This is a genomic window from Bilophila wadsworthia ATCC 49260, assembly GCF_000701705.1.
Classification (GTDB): Bacteria; Desulfobacterota; Desulfovibrionia; order Desulfovibrionales; family Desulfovibrionaceae; genus Bilophila; species Bilophila wadsworthia.
In genome coordinates, this window is record NZ_JNJP01000088.1 from 1 (window position 1) to 14,250 (window position 14,250).

A 14,250-nucleotide genomic window follows, 5' to 3' on the forward strand; every position below is an offset into this window, starting at 1 on the left:
GAAGGGGGACCTTTCTGGAGAAAGGTCCCCCTTCCCCCCTCCAAACCTCCCCCTTTCCCCTCCCAAGACTTTTGGCTTTATCGAATCCCTCTTGTCCGGTCGGGGGAGGATTTGTTGTTTATCTTTGTCCGGCGTATCATTGGGAAAGGAGCGTATTGGTCTTTGAGTGTTTTTTTATTATATTGGAATTACATGTAATTTGAAAAAATACTCTAAGGGCGGCGCCCTCTGGGAAAGGGAATCGGGATGGAAAGGCGTTTTCCTGAAAGCCGGATTGGGTTTTAGGAATATATTGATGCAAGGTGGAGTTCATGCGGATACGGACGGCTACACAGGATGATTTGGATGCTATTTGCCGGGTCGAAGCAATCTGTTTTCCCGCGAGCGAGGCAGGCACACGGGAATCGTTTGCCGCCCGGCTCAAGGTTTTTCCCCGTCATTTCCTTCTGTTGGAGGATGGGGGGAGACTCATCGGCTTTGTAAACGGCATGGTGACGGATGACCGTACCATTTCCGACGTCATGTTCGAGCAGGCCGAACTCCACAAGGAAGACGGGAAATGGCAGAGCGTGTTCGGGCTGGACGTATTGCCGGAACACAGGCGCAAAGGGTATGCCGGGCAGCTCATGCGGGCGCTCATCGAACATTCCCGCGAAGACGGGCGTTGCGGCTGCATCCTGACGTGCAAGGAGCATCTCCTGCCATATTATACCCGATTCGGTTTCAGGAATCTGGGCGTTTCCCTGTCGCAACATGGCGGGGCCGTCTGGTATGACATGATTCTGGAGTTTTCTCGTTAGTACGTTCTTCTAGAATACGACACTTGGAGTTCCCCAAGCGAAAAGAAACGGTTCCCATGCGGCGTAAGCTGCATGGGAACCGTTTCTTTTCGCCTTTGAGGGGGTCCGGGGGGAATCATTCCCCCCGGACAGGGGGTCAAGGGGGGCGGTAGCCACCCTTGCCGCCGGAGGCTCCCCTTATTTCAACGAGTCGGCATAGATTTCGATCGTGTGCTTGACGGTCACGCTGTCGCCGTTGTGGGCGAGCATGTCGGAAAGCTGCATCATACAGGCGGGGCAGCCGGTGGCGACCACTTCCGCACCGCTGGCGACGATGTTGTCGCGCTTGCGCTGACCGATTTTGCGGGACAGATCGTAGTGGGAAAGCGTGAAGCTGCCGCCGCAACCGCAGCAACGGTCGGCTTCCTTCATCTCCACGAGATCGTAATCCGGGTTCATGCGGATAAGCTCACGGGGCTGCGCGCTGACGCCGAGAGAGCGGAGCAGGTGGCAGGACTCGTGATAGGTCACCTTGGTCTGGCCGTGGCGCCCGGACGCGCGGGGCTTCACCTTGAGCACATCCACGAGGAAGGCGTTGATGTCCATCGCCTTCTGGGAGAGCTCATTGATGGCGTCGCGGTACTTGTAGGGCATTTTGCCCGCCATCTTGGGCCACAGGGACCGGATGGTTTCCGTACAGGACGAGCAGGGCGTGACGATGAGATCGAAGGAGCCTTCCTTCAATACGTCCACGTTGTGCATGACCATCTTTTCGAAACCTTCAAGGTCGCCGGACGAGAGGGCGGGAATGCCGCAACAGGAATAGTTGGTAGGCAGATAGACGCCGACTTCGTGGTAGTCGAACACTTTGAGGCAGGCTTCGGAAACGTTGGTGAAGATCTTGTCGCCCATGCAGCCGGGGAAGAAGGCCACCTTGCAGCGGCTTTTCCCGGCGGGGGAGTTCACCGCGCCGATCTTGGCGCTGAGGGTCTGCTTGGCGAGGGGCTGCATGTGGCGTTCGCCGAGGAACGGACGCAGCAGCGGGGAACACGTGGCGGTGCCCTGCGCGTTGTTGTCGTCGCGCATGGCCAGCCCTTGGAAAGGAGCGCCGATCTTCAGCAGGAAGCCGAACAGTTTCGGATTCGGCAACAGGGTACGGAAGATGGCCTTCTTGAGGGGCGAAAGGCCTTTATAGGCCGCAACGATGGCGCGGGCCTCCATGAAGATTTCCAGAATGGAAACGCCGGAAGGGCAGTTCGCCTGACAGGAGCCGCACAGGAGGCAACGATTGAGTTTTTCGTTGACCGCGTCCGGGTCCTCAATGAGACGGTGAGCCAATTTTTCCAGCAGCGTGAGCTTTCCGCGGGTCACGTCGGCTTCCATCATGGTTTCGCCGAAAACGGGACACACGGACTGGCACATGCCGCATTTCATGCAGGCGGCGAGCTTGTCGTCAAGCGCCATGAGGGCGTTGGCGAGAAGGGTCAGCTCATCCATGATTTAAACTCCAACCAGCTTGCTGGGGTTGAACAGGCCCTTCGGGTCGATGGCCTTGCGCAGGCGGCGCGAGTACCCGATGGTGCCGCGTGAGGTTTCCTTTTCCAGCCACTTCTGCTTGGCGGTGCCGATGCCGTGTTCGCCGGAAAGGGTGCCGCCCATTTCGATGGTGGTGTTGAAAAGTTCGTCGACGGCGCGTTCCACGCGTTCGAATTCGTCCTTGTCGCGCTTGTCGCACATGAAGGTCGGGTGCAGATTGCCGTCCCCGGCATGTCCGAAGGTGCCGACGGTGAGGTTGTACTTTTCGCCGAGGCCCTTGATGACCTTCATCATGGCCGGGATCTTGGAGCGGGGCACGGTGGCGTCTTCAAGGATGGTCGTGGGCTTGAAGCGGGCCAGGGCGGGCAGGGCCTTGCGGCGGGCTTCCCAGATCCGGTTCTTTTCCTCGGCGTCCTTGGCGACCACGATCTGCGTGGCGCCGCTCTTCTTGAGCTGTTCCTCGACGATGAGGGCTTCATCGGCGACCTGACCGGCATGGCCGTCCACTTCGATGAGGAGGATGGCCTGCGCGTCGCGGGGAAGGCCGATCTTCACGTCGTCCTCGACGAGGTTGATGGTCATGTTGTCCATGAATTCCAGCGTACAGGGCAGGATGTGGGCGGCGATGATGCGGGCCACGGCTTCGGAAGCCTTCTGCACGTTGTCGAACACGGCCATCATGGCCTTGGAGGCTTGCGGCGGGGGCACGAGTTTGAGGATGGCGCGGCTGATCATGCCGAGGGTGCCTTCGGAACCCACGAGCAGGCCGCCGAGGTTGTAGCCAGTCGCGCACTTGACGGTGCGGGAGCCGCTTTTCACCAGCTCGCCGGTGTGGTCATAGAATTCGAGGCCCATGACGTAATCTTTGGTGACGCCGTATTTCAGGCCGCGCAGGCCGCCGGCGTTTTCCGCAATGTTGCCGCCGATGGTGGAGACGGCCTGAGAACCCGGATCCGGGGGATAGAAGAGGCCCTTGGAAGCCACGGCGGCGGCGAACTGGGCCGTCACAACGCCGGGCTCGACGATGGCGAAGAGGTCTTCTTCATTGATCTCGATGATCTTGTTCAGTCCTTGCGTCAGGATGACCACGGATTTGTCGGCGTCGGGCACGGTCCCGCCGCTGAGGTTGGTCCCCGCGCCGCGGATGGTCATGGGCAGGCCGTTGGCGTAGCAGCGCTCAATGAGGGCGCCGAGCTGTTCGGTGGAGGTGGGGCGCAGGACAAGGCCGGGAACGACCGAGGGCAGCACGGCGGCATCATAGGCGTAGCTCTGCCTGTCCGCTTCGCTGGTGAAGACGTTCTCTTTGCCGATGAGGTTTTCGAATTCCTTGACGAGGGATGCGCTGGGCATGATTTCCTCCGGATCAAATGGTGAGGGGGCTGTATGTGAGGGACCGCGAGGCCCGGATACAGTTCGCACAGGAAAGACGGGGTTCTGGCGACAGCAGCTCCCGGCTGCCTCATAAGGCTCCACCGGATGTTGAAAATGGAATCCGGCGTGATATTCACCATTACTGTATGTCTGGGGGAAGGTCAAATAGTGAAGGGTTTCACGCGTAGGTTTTATCCTGTTACCGTCCCTCGTTAGGGCCGCTTGACCCCTCGCTTTCCGGCCCGTAAGACAGAAGGAAAAACGGCCCGCGCGTTCTTTTATGGCAGCCGGGCCTTCGGGAGGTTTTCGTATGTTCGCACCGCTTCCCTCTCCGGCGGAAATGTCCGGCTGGGATCGGGCCGCCATTGATTTGGGCTTGCCCGAACTGTTGCTGATGGAAAACGCCTCCCGCGAGGCCCTGCATGTGCTTTCGGCTGAAACAGGCCATATGCCGGGCAAGCGCGTCCTGTTGTTCATGGGCGGCGGCAACAACGGCGGGGACGCCGCTTGTCTTGCCCGGCATCTGCACGACGGAGGCGCCGAGGTGCTTGTGCTGCATACCCGGCCTTTGGGGGCCTACCGGGGCGTGACGGGGCAGCATGTGCGGCTGGCCCGGCGTTGCGGCGTGGCGTTTGCCCCGGCTGCGGGCTGGCCCGAAAAATACCGCAATACGCCGTGGGATGTGTATGCCGACGCTTCCGTCTGCGAGCGGGGCGGCCCGGACATCGTCGTGGACGGGATACTCGGCACGGGCTTTTCCGGCAGCCTCAGGCCGCTGGAGCTTGGGCTGGTGGCCCGGATCAACGCGCTGGCGCAACGGGCCTTCATTTTTTCTCTGGATATCCCGTCCGGCCTTTCCGGATTGACCGGGCGTCCGTGCCCCGTCGCCGTGCGCGCCCACGCCACCGTGACCTTCGAGGCGGCGAAGCCCGGCCTTGTCCTGCCGGAAGCCGCGCCGTACACGGGCAGGCTGCACATCCGGCCCATCGGCATTCCGGCCATGGTGCGGAGGGAGCATCCCGCTTCCTATCAGATGATCACGAAAGCCATTGCCGGAGCTTTTCCGGAAGCCGCTCCGGGGTGGCACAAGGGGACCGCCGGGGCCATTTTGATCGTGGGCGGTTCGGAAGGGCTTACGGGCGCGCCGCATCTGGCCGCCCGGGCCGCCTTGCGTGCCGGAGGCGGGCTGATCAGCGTCGCCGCTCCGCACGGCTTGTGCCGGGACATCAAGGCGGACTGCCCGGACATCATGACCCGTGCCCTCGGCCCTGCGGGGAACGTGCGGTGGAGCCCGGCATTGCTTGAGGAGCTTCTGCCGTTTCTGCGCCAGTGCGGGGCGATGGCGCTGGGGCCGGGCATCGGGCGCGAACCGGAAACGGCGGCATTCGTGCAGGCCCTGTTGATGTGCCCCTCGCGCCCGTCCGCCGTGGTGGACGCGGACGCGCTGCACGCGCTCGCCATGCATCCCGAGGCGTTGTCTTCCCTGCGGGCCTGTGACGTGCTGACCCCGCATCCCGGCGAGGCCGCAACCCTGCTGCATACGACGCCCGCGCTGGTGCAGGCGGACCGCTTCGCGGCGCTGGTGGGGCTGCGGCGTCTGGCCCCTTCCGTATGGATTCTCAAGGGCGCGGGGACGCTCATCGGCACGGAGAGCCAGCCCGTGACCATCGCCCCCTACGCGGAGCCCAATCTGGCTGTGGGAGGCTCAGGAGATGTCCTTTCCGGTTGCCTCGGCACGCTGATGGCGCAGACCGCCGCGCATCCTTCCGAGGGCTGCGAAAGCTCCAGTTTTCTTGCCGCGTGCATGGGCGTCCACCTCCACGCGCGGGCGGGCAGGCTGCTGCGTGAGACCTTCCCCCAGCGCGGCAACTCGGCGACGGATATTGCGGAGATGCTGCCCCGGGCGCGGATCAGGGAGGCGGCGGGCGATGGCGCGTAAGCTGTTTTGTGATCTGTGCCCGCTTACATACGAGCTTTCGCGCTGGAAGGGCATTGCATTCCGGCATTTGCAGGATTTGCGCTGCTCCAGCCCCTTTGCCCGGTCGCGGCGGGAAGAGCCGCTTCCGGTACTGGCATATCGCCATGCCTCGCTCATCCGGCGGCGGCTCGGCAACGTGGACATGCGGCTCCAAGAAAACAAGGCCGTTAATTTGCGGCTTGCCGCGCCGAAAGTGTCGGGCGTGCTCATCAGGCCGGGCGAAGTCTTTTCGTTCTGGCGGCTCGTGGGAGCGACCTCGGCGCGGAAGGGCTACCGCGAAGGGCTCATGATCAAGCGTGGGCAGCCGTCTCAGGGCATCGGCGGCGGATTGTGCCAGTTCACCAACCTTCTGCACTGGCTGGTGCTCCATTCCCCTTTGCGTATCGTGGAGTACCACCATCATGATGGGGTTGATCTGTTCCCCGACTGCGGAAGGCAGATCCCTTTCGGGATCGGCACGTCCATTTCCTACAACTATCTGGATTACCGCTTTCAGAACCCGACGGGGACGACGTTCCAGCTTCTCGTCTGGACGACGGATACGCATCTGTGCGGAGAGCTGCGCGCCGACGCGGATCTGCCGTTGTCATGGCACATCAGAAGCGAGGAAGAAACCTTTGTCCGGGAAGGCGATCGGGTATACCGGAACAATGTCATCGTCCGCGAGTGCGTGGACAAGAGGAGCGGCAACCTGCTGTCGCGCGAAACCCTCAAGCGGAACCATGCGCTGGTGCTGTATGAGGTGCCGGAAGATCGGATTATGGAAGAGATCTGAGGGAAGGGCGCGGGCACCGTTTTCTCCCCCAAGCCGACTCGCGGGAAGGAAGATCGGGGGCGCATCTGTTTTGCAGGGAGACGCACAAACCGCTTTCCGGTGTCTTCCCCGGGAAAGAAGAAGCCCGGCACCATGAGGCGCCGGGCTTCTTTTATTTGCTGTCGGCTAAGCCGCGAGCGGCCTAGTTTTCGGACTCTTCAAACTTCTGCTTGAGGAGGTCGCCGAGGCTCTGGCCGGCTTCGGGGCCGGAACGGCTGTATTCGCGGGGCTTCTTGCGTTCTTCCTCGTCCTTGAGCTGCTTGATGGAGAGGCCGAGGCGGCGATCTTCAGCGCTGACGTGAATGATCTTGGCCTGGATTTCCTCGCCTTCCTTGTACAGTTCGGCGGGGGTCTTCACCTTCTTGTTGCTCAGTTCGGACACGTGGACGAGGCCTTCGATGCCTTCTTCCACTTCAACGAACAGGCCGAAATCGGTGATGTTCGTGATGATGCCCTTCACGAGGCCGCCCACGGGGTAGGCGGTGGGAACGTTGGTCCACGGATCTTCGGTCAGCTGCTTGATGCCGAGGGTGAACTTTTCGCTTTCCTGATCCACGGTCAGCACCTTGGCCTGCACGGTGTCGCCGACCTTGAAGAGCTCGTTGGGATGACGGATCTTCTTGGTCCAGCTGATGTCGGACACATGGATGAGGCCGTCGATGCCGTCTTCGATGCCGATGAACATGCCGAATTCGGTGATGTTCTTGATGACGCCTTCAAGGATGGTGCCTTCGGGGTACTTTTCGCCCACGAGTTCCCACGGATTCGGCTTGATCTGCTTCATGCCGAGGGAGATGCGCTTCTTCTCGGGATCGACGCCGAGGATGACGACTTCAACTTCGTCGCCCTGACGGACCATCTGGGAAGGATGGCGGAGCTTGCGGGTCCAGGACATTTCGGAGATGTGCACGAGGCCTTCGACGCCGGGTTCCAGCTCGACGAACGCGCCGTAATCAACAAGGTTGGTCACCTTGCCGTTGTGGCGGGACGCTTCGGGGAAGCGGGCGGTGATGTCCTGCCACGGATCGGGCACGAGCTGCTTGAGGCCGAGGGAAACCTTCTGGTTGTCCTTGTCGAAGGAGAGCACCTTGAGTTCGAGATCCTGACCAAGCGTAACCATTTCGCGAGGATGGCGGATACGCTTCCAAGACATATCGGTGATGTGAAGGAGACCGTCGAGGCCGCCGAGGTCCACGAACACGCCGTATTCGGTGATGTTCTTGGCCTTACCGGTAACGACCTGACCTTCGGCGAGGGTCTGGAGGAGATCCTGACGCTTGGAGTCGCGTTCTTCTTCAAGCAGCACACGGCGGGACACGATGACGTTGCTGCGACGGCGGTTGATCTTCAGCACGCGGAATTCGTATTCCTGGTTCACCAGAGCGTCCATGTCCGGCACGGGGCGCAGGTCCACATGGGAACCGGGGAGGAACGCTTCCACGCCGCCCAGATCCACAGTGTAACCGCCCTTGATGCGGCGCATGATACGGCCCTTGATGACGCCGTTCTTTTCCTGCACGTCTTCGAGCTGATCGAAGAGCTGCATCCGCTTTGCTTTTTCGAAGGACAGGGTGATGGTGCCTTCCTGTTCGTTCTTGCGAGCGACGAAGACGTCCACACGGTCGCCCACCTTCACAACGAGATTGCCTTCGGCATCCCGGAATTCGGCGGTGGGGATCTGACCTTCCGATTTGAAATTCACGTCAACAAGCACATTGTCGTCATCCACGCGGACAATTTCGCCCTTGACGATGGTTCCTTCCTCGAGATCACCGAAGTCGGTGCTGAGGTAGTCTTCCAGCGCGCTTTCAAAATTAAATTCCGCGTCCATACCGTGGTTTTCCATGGTTTCCATTAAACAGCCTCCAGGCCACATCAATTTCCCGCATATTCTGCAGGTCGTCATCCATAGCAGGAATCGTTTTGTCTGGCAAGGGCTACCTTTACGTGAAGAAAAGAGCATTTCGCGGGATCGCCGCGTTTTCTGTCCGTTTATGATAAAGAGGCCGGAGAAGAAAAAAATCTGAGGGGACCTTTGAAAAAGTGCCCCCCAGCATTTTTACGGGCATTCAATCGGCAAGGATATTGTGTGGCGGCGCTTTCGGAGCGGCGAAGAGATGCAACAGGCATTGGAAACATCGCCCTGAAAATGGAAGAGCCGCCGTACCAACAAAGCCAGGGTGAACCCCTTTTGAAGCGATGCCTCTTTCAGCGTCAAAACGTTTTATTCCGGTTCGTACCCCGTGTCCTCCGGCAAGTCGTGGCGGGCGGACTGGCTGCGGGCAAGCTCATCGCAGCGTTCGTTCTCGGTATGGCCGTTGTGCCCGCGCACCCATTCCAGCGTGACGCTGTGGCGGTCGAGCTGGACTTGCAGGCGCTCCCAGAGATCGCGGTTCTTGACCGGTTTCTTGGCGGCGGTCTTCCAGCCGTTTTTCCGCCAGCCCGCGAGCCATTTTTTTTCCACGGCATGGCGCAGGTACTGAGAGTCCGTGTACAGCGTGACCGCGCACGGCTCTTTCAACTCTTCGAGCCCCGCGATGGCCGCCATGATTTCCATACGGTTGTTCGTGGTGTGCGCGTAGCCGCCGGAGAGTTCCTTTTCATGCCCTTCGCAGCGCAGGATGCAGCCCCAGCCTCCGCGACCGGGGTTGCCGAGGCATGAGCCGTCCGTAAATATCGTCACATTTCGCATAGCTTCTCTTTTTTGGGCACAAAACAGGGGACGCCGGCCGGAAAGGAAAGAATCCACCGGCCCGAACCCGCCATCGCCCCATACAAAAGTCTTTGAAAGGAAAGGGGAGGGATGTGGAGGGGAAGGAAAACGTGGGGGACTCCCCCCTTCTTTAGAACGTTCTTCTTCCCCCTCCCCACATTTTATTCAAACATATCGATATTCGCCAGAGCCTGATGCATGAGGCCTTCCGGAGAATCGGCGGCGTCGAGGACGACGATGCGCTTGGTGTTGTGGGCGGCCCAGAGCTTGAACCCTTCCCGGATGCGGGTGTGGAAAGGCATCTGCTCGGCTTCGAAACGCCCCTCTTTTTCGGAGAGGCCCAGCTCCGCGTTGCGGCGGCGGGCGCGTTTCAGCGCATCGGCGGGGTCCATGTCGAGCACAAAGGTCCTGTCGGGCCAGAGGCCGCCGATGGCCACGTCGTTGAGCGAGCGCAGTTTTTCGATGTCGAGGCCGCGCCCGTAGCCCTGATAGACCACGGTGGAGTCCGCGTAGCGGTCGCAGAGCACCACCTCGCCGCGTTTCAGCGCCGGGCGGATGACCTCCGCGACGTGCTGCGCCCGGTCCGCGAGGAACAGGAACAGTTCCGCCTCAGGGCAGATTTCCGTTTCCGGATTCAGGAGCATCTGGCGCAACTCCCGGCCCAGCGCGCACCCGCCGGGCTCGCGCGTCACCAGCACCTCATGGTTCAGGGTGCGGAACACGTCGGCGAGGTTCTCGATGAGCGTGGTTTTGCCCGAGCCCTCAATGCCTTCTAGAGTAATGAACACTGGTTCAACCTTGGGGCTTCGGGTTCCGCCGCCGTGCGCTTTGAAGTGCGGGGCTTGCGCGATTCGGCTTCCGGGGTCTTGGGGGCCTGGAACAATTGGCGCTCCAGCGATTTCTGGTAGGGCGACCAGCCGCTTTCGCCGTCTTCGAGTTCCCCGAACAGGCTCCGGCTCTGGGTGATCTTGGCGTCGATGTTGTCCGCGTAGTGCAGGGCGAAGGCTTCGGCCGTTTGCGGCAGGCGCGGCGAACCGTATTCGTACAGCCCGTGATGGCTTAGAATGAGGTGCTGGAAATGGAGGATCAGCTCCTCGTCGAGCCCGGATTTGGCGAGATGGCGGTCAAGCTTTCCGAGGCACAGATTGATGTGCCCGACCAGCCGCCCGGCGTCGGTGTAGTCGTTCGCAAGGCCGCCGGAGAATTCCCATATTTTGCCGAGATCGTGGCAAATGGCTCCGGCGAGCAGCGTCTGGCGATCCAGATCCGGGTAATGGTCGCAGAAGCGCAGGCACAGCGTCGCCACCGAAAGCGTATGTTCAAGCAGTCCGCCGACCCATGCATGGTGTACGCTCTTGGCGGCGGGGGCGGTGAGCAGCGGGACGCGGATGGCCTCGTCCTCAAGGACGGACAGGATGAACTTGCGCCACGGCTTGTACGTGAATTCCTTGCGGCAGAGGGCTTCGAGCTCGTCGAGCATCTCCTGCGGCGGGCGGCTGCTGGAGGCCATGAAAACGGACGTATCCACCGAAGCCGTTTCTTCCGGGGAGAGCACGCGCAGCGCGTTGACATTCACCTGCAATTTGTCGCGGAAGCTTTCGGCGCGGCCTTCCACTTCGGCGATGACGCCGGAAGGGATCTCCGCAAACTGCTGGCTGAGGGGGCTCCAGATCCGGGCCTCAAGATCTCCGGAGGCGTCTTTCAGCTCAAGCCGCCAGAACGGGCCGTTCTTGGCTTGCAGCTGCGACGCCGAGCCGATGAGGTACAGCGCTCTGATTTCGTCGCCGGGAGCCACGTCTTTGGCCCACCGGCGGTCGGGCGCGGATTGTATTTTCTGCATATTCAACCTACAATAAAAAACTGTGCGATCGGCTTTCCGTGCGGAAAGCATCGCCGTACAGTCGGAATGTTTGGCGGGAGTTCACCCGTTTTCGCCTGTGTTGTCAACAGAAAGCCTGCGGGCCGTCCAGGCTCCGGCTTTCCGTCTGTTTCCTATGGGAAAACTGTTTTTGCTGTTTCGGGAGGTTGCGTGCGTATCTTGCTTTCCAACGATGACGGTATCCACTCCCCGTGTCTCCGCGCGCTGCACGACGCGCTGTGCGAGGCCGGGCATGAGCTTGACGTGGTCGCCCCGCTCACGGAGCAGTCGGGCGTGGGCTGTTCCGTCACCCTGCACAATCCCTTGCGCCTGTACCCGGTGCAAGAGCCCGGCTTCAGCGGCACGGCGGTCGCGGGGACGCCCGTGGACTGCGTGAAGCTCGCCCTGACCACGCTCCTGCCGCAGCCGCCGGATTTGGTCGTCGTGGGCATCAACAACGGCGCGAACAAGGGTGTGGACGTCTTTTACAGCGGGACCGTTGGCGCGGCGACCGAAGCCGCCCTGCGCGGGCTGCCCGCCGTGGCCTTCTCGCGTCCGCGTCCCGAGCTTGAGCCGCCGCAGGCGCTGGCCCGTCACGCCGCCTCGCTGGTGGATGCCGTGGACTGGCGCTGTTGCGCCGGGAAAGTCCTGAACGTCAACTATCCGCGCTGCCGCGTCGCCGAGATCAAGGGCATCCGGGCCGCGCGCATGGCCGAGAGCCGTTGGGCCGAGAACTACGAACGCCGCGAGGACCCCGCCGGGCGTCCCTACTGGTGGATCGCCGATTTCCTCAAGCGGGACAGCGGGGGCGACGATACGGACATCGCCCTGATGGAAGGCAACTGGGTGGCTGTCACGCCGCTTCAGGTGGATCGGACGGACCGGGAACTGCTCGGCCGCTTGCAGGAGCGGTTCGGCGTCTAGTTCCAATCCTTCGGGAAATAGGCTACAATAGGACCATCAATATGTGTGGCGGAGTCGCCGCTGCGGTCTTCCGGTGCGGGAGCCGCCTTATTTCACCATCCCAATCGCAGCCGCAAGGCTGAGGCGAGGAGCAACTATGCCGCTTACCTCTCCCAGAGCCATGTTTGAACGGGCCTACAAAGAAGGTTATGCCATCGGCGCCTTCAACGTCAACAACATGGAAATCATTCAGGGGATCATGGAGGCAGGAACCGAGGAAAAGGCCCCGCTCATCCTTCAGGTTTCCGCCGGAGCCCGCAAATATGCGGGACAGAATTATATTGTGAAGCTTATTGAGGCCGGTCTGCTGGAAGCGGATCTTCCGGTTGTGCTCCATCTGGACCACGGCGCGGATTTCGACATCTGCAAGGCCTGCGTGGACGGCGGCTTCACCTCCGTGATGATCGACGGTTCGCACCACTCCTTCGAAGAGAACATCGCCGTGACCAAACGGGTCGTGGAATACGCCCACGCCCACGGCGTCTGGGTGGAAGCCGAGCTGGGCCGCCTTGCCGGGGTTGAGGAAGACGTCTCTTCCGAGCACAGCATCTATACCGATCCCGATCAGGCCGTGGAGTTCGTGGAGCGTTCCGGCTGCGACTCGCTCGCCATCGCCATCGGCACCAGCCACGGCGCGTACAAATTCAAGGGTGAAGCCAAGCTCGACTTCGAACGCCTCGAAAAGATTGGCAGCCTGATGCCCGGTTACCCGCTCGTCCTGCACGGCGCTTCCAGCGTTCCGCAGGAATTTGTGGAAATGTGCAATACCTACGGCGGGAAGGTCGCCGGGGCGGCGGGCGTGCCCGAGGAACTGCTCCGCAAGGCCGCCGGTATGGCTATCTGCAAAATCAACATCGATACGGATATCCGGCTGGCCATGACGGCCTCCATCCGCAAGCAGCTCGTCGAGCATCCTGAGGAATTCGATCCGCGCGGCTACCTGAAGCCCGCGCGGCAGGCCGTGAAGGACATGGTCCAGCACAAGATCAAGCATGTGCTGGGTTGTTCCGGCAAGGCGTAAATCAATTGTCACACGGGGGAGGTACACTGGCTTGTAACGCGGTTGCCTCCCCTTTGTTTCATACGGCGTTCCGCCTTTCCTTATGCGGACGCGCCGGCCCGGGCGTCGGGCGCATCAGGATTGTGCCGCAAACCTTTTCGCGTATCGAAGGAGTACCCCAATGGCTCGCATCGGAATCAACGGCTTCGGCCGCATCGGTCGTTATCTTGTCCGCCTTATGGCTGAGCGCAACGAATTCCCCGTGGTGATCAATGCCCGCGCGGACAACGCTTCTCTGGCCCATCTCTTCAAATACGATTCCGTCCACCACACCTTCAAGGGCACGGTGGGCCATGACGAAAACGGCATCATCATCAACGGCACACACATTGCCGTGACCCGCTGCAAGCCCAACGAATGGCAGTGGAAGGACTACGGCGTGGATCTGGTGGTGGAATCCACCGGGACCATCAAGAAGCGCGCCGGGCTCGCCGAGCACATGGCCTGCGGCGCGAAGAAGGTCATCATGAGCGCCCCCGTATCCGACGCCGACATCACCATCGTGATGGGCGTGAACGACGGCCTCTATGATCCCGCCAAGCACGACGTGGTTTCCTCCGCCTCCTGTACGACGAACTGTCTCGCCCCGGTCGCCAAGGTGCTGAACGATACCTTCGGCATCGAGCACGGCCTGATGACCACGATCCACTCCTACACCATGAGCCAGCGCATCCTCGACGGTTCCCAGAAGGATATCCGCCGCGCCCGCGCCGCCGCCATGTCGATGATCCCGACCACCACCGGCGCGGCCAAGGCCGTGGCCCTCGTGCTGCCCGAGCTCAAGGGCAAGCTGGACGGCATCGCCATCCGCGTCCCTACGCCCAACGTGTCCATCGTGGACCTGAACTGCGTCATGAAGCGCGACGTGACCGTCGATGAGGTCAATGCCGCCCTGACCGCCGCCGCGAACGACAACTTCGGCGTTTCCGACGAGCCGCTGGTGTCCATCGACTACAACGGCGACACCCACGGCGGCGTCGTCGACCTGCTTTCCACCTCCGTCATGAGCGGAAACATGCTCAAGGTGCTCATCTGGTACGACAACGAAGCCGGGTTCACCAACCAGCTCCTCCGTCTGATCACGATGGTAGGCGGGAAGATGTAGATTTTGAAGATTGGGGAGGGGAAAGGGAAACTTTCTAAAGAAAGTTTCCCTTTCCCCTCCCCAAACCCCACCC

At 61.3% G+C, this 14,250-nt stretch carries 12 protein-coding genes; 6 read left to right on the plus strand and 6 right to left on the minus strand.

Going from position 1 to position 14,250, the window contains the following annotated elements; all coding sequences use genetic code 11:
- The first annotated feature begins 311 nt into the window (after positions 1–311).
- Positions 312–800, plus strand: coding sequence for a GNAT family N-acetyltransferase (locus T370_RS0118465; RefSeq protein ID WP_029436620.1), 489 nt, complete (start codon positions 312–314; stop codon positions 798–800).
- Between the two features lie 177 nt (positions 801–977).
- On the opposite strand, the gene T370_RS0118470 is transcribed toward T370_RS0118465, so the two are convergent.
- Positions 978–2,276 (minus strand): (Fe-S)-binding protein, encoded by a 1,299-nt coding sequence (locus T370_RS0118470; protein WP_005028362.1) that lies wholly within the window; start codon positions 2,274–2,276, stop codon positions 978–980.
- A 3-nt stretch (positions 2,277–2,279) separates the two neighbouring features.
- Positions 2,280–3,665, minus strand: a complete 1,386-nt coding sequence (locus tag T370_RS0118475) for an FAD-binding oxidoreductase (protein ID WP_005028364.1) — start codon at positions 3,663–3,665, stop codon at positions 2,280–2,282.
- 331 nt (positions 3,666–3,996) lie between these two features.
- Here T370_RS0118475 and T370_RS0118480 point away from each other — a divergent pair, with 331 nt between their 5' ends.
- Positions 3,997–5,625 carry a bifunctional ADP-dependent NAD(P)H-hydrate dehydratase/NAD(P)H-hydrate epimerase gene (locus tag T370_RS0118480; RefSeq protein WP_029436621.1) on the plus strand — a complete coding sequence of 543 codons (1,629 nt, stop codon included), beginning with the start codon at positions 3,997–3,999 and terminating at the stop codon, positions 5,623–5,625.
- The gene (locus T370_RS0118485) at positions 5,615–6,439 is read left to right on the plus strand and encodes a VanW family protein (RefSeq protein WP_029436622.1); all 825 of its coding nucleotides are present in this window, start codon (positions 5,615–5,617) and stop codon (positions 6,437–6,439) included. Before T370_RS0118480 ends, T370_RS0118485 begins: the two co-directional genes overlap by 11 nt.
- Positions 6,440–6,620: 181 nt before the next feature.
- Here the strand turns inward: T370_RS0118485 and T370_RS0118490 are convergent, their stop codons facing one another.
- The 4 genes from T370_RS0118490 to T370_RS0118505 all read right to left on the minus strand — a co-directional run bounded on the left by T370_RS0118490 (position 6,621) and on the right by T370_RS0118505 (position 11,031).
- Positions 6,621–8,333 carry a 30S ribosomal protein S1 gene (locus tag T370_RS0118490; protein ID WP_005028367.1) on the minus strand — a complete coding sequence of 571 codons (1,713 nt, stop codon included), beginning with the start codon at positions 8,331–8,333 and terminating at the stop codon, positions 6,621–6,623.
- 369 nt (positions 8,334–8,702) lie between these two features.
- Positions 8,703–9,170 (minus strand): ribonuclease HI, encoded by a 468-nt coding sequence (gene rnhA / locus T370_RS0118495; protein WP_029436623.1) that lies wholly within the window; start codon positions 9,168–9,170, stop codon positions 8,703–8,705.
- Positions 9,171–9,352: 182 nt separating this feature from the next.
- Complete coding sequence (gene tmk / locus T370_RS0118500) at positions 9,353–9,979, minus strand: dTMP kinase (protein ID WP_005028369.1); 627 nt, start codon at positions 9,977–9,979, stop codon at positions 9,353–9,355.
- On the minus strand, positions 9,964–11,031 hold the full coding sequence (locus T370_RS0118505) for a 3'-5' exoribonuclease YhaM family protein (protein ID WP_029436624.1): 1,068 nt from the start codon (positions 11,029–11,031) through the stop codon (positions 9,964–9,966). The genes tmk and T370_RS0118505 overlap by 16 nt, the downstream gene beginning before the upstream one ends.
- 189 nt (positions 11,032–11,220) lie before the next feature.
- Between T370_RS0118505 and surE the strand changes: the two genes are divergently transcribed.
- The 3 genes from surE to gap all read left to right on the plus strand — a co-directional run bounded on the left by surE (position 11,221) and on the right by gap (position 14,177).
- Complete coding sequence (gene surE, locus T370_RS0118510; protein ID WP_005028371.1) at positions 11,221–11,973, plus strand: 5'/3'-nucleotidase SurE; 753 nt, start codon at positions 11,221–11,223, stop codon at positions 11,971–11,973.
- 136 nt (positions 11,974–12,109) lie between these two features.
- Positions 12,110–13,033, plus strand: a complete 924-nt coding sequence (gene fba / locus T370_RS0118515; RefSeq protein WP_005028372.1) for a class II fructose-1,6-bisphosphate aldolase — start codon at positions 12,110–12,112, stop codon at positions 13,031–13,033.
- 160 nt (positions 13,034–13,193) lie between these two features.
- Complete coding sequence (gene gap, locus T370_RS0118520; RefSeq protein ID WP_009733258.1) at positions 13,194–14,177, plus strand: type I glyceraldehyde-3-phosphate dehydrogenase; 984 nt, start codon at positions 13,194–13,196, stop codon at positions 14,175–14,177.
- The last annotated feature ends 73 nt before the right edge of the window (positions 14,178–14,250 follow it).

Bases quoted from the DNA above. Each gene is read 5' to 3' on its own strand.
- T370_RS0118470 (WP_005028362.1), bottom strand. From the start codon at position 2,276: ATGGATGAGCTGACCCTTCTCGCCAACGCCCTCATGGCGCTTGACGAC.
- T370_RS0118490 (WP_005028367.1), bottom strand. From the start codon at position 8,333: ATGGAAACCATGGAAAACCACGGTATGGACGCGGAATTTAATTTTGAA.
- T370_RS0118485 (WP_029436622.1), top strand. From the start codon at position 5,615: ATGGCGCGTAAGCTGTTTTGTGATCTGTGCCCGCTTACATACGAGCTT.
- T370_RS0118480 (WP_029436621.1), top strand. From the start codon at position 3,997: ATGTTCGCACCGCTTCCCTCTCCGGCGGAAATGTCCGGCTGGGATCGG.
- gap (WP_009733258.1), top strand. From the start codon at position 13,194: ATGGCTCGCATCGGAATCAACGGCTTCGGCCGCATCGGTCGTTATCTT.
- rnhA (WP_029436623.1), bottom strand. From the start codon at position 9,170: ATGCGAAATGTGACGATATTTACGGACGGCTCATGCCTCGGCAACCCC.
- T370_RS0118465 (WP_029436620.1), top strand. From the start codon at position 312: ATGCGGATACGGACGGCTACACAGGATGATTTGGATGCTATTTGCCGG.
- fba (WP_005028372.1), top strand. From the start codon at position 12,110: ATGCCGCTTACCTCTCCCAGAGCCATGTTTGAACGGGCCTACAAAGAA.
- T370_RS0118475 (WP_005028364.1), bottom strand. From the start codon at position 3,665: ATGCCCAGCGCATCCCTCGTCAAGGAATTCGAAAACCTCATCGGCAAA.
- T370_RS0118505 (WP_029436624.1), bottom strand. From the start codon at position 11,031: ATGCAGAAAATACAATCCGCGCCCGACCGCCGGTGGGCCAAAGACGTG.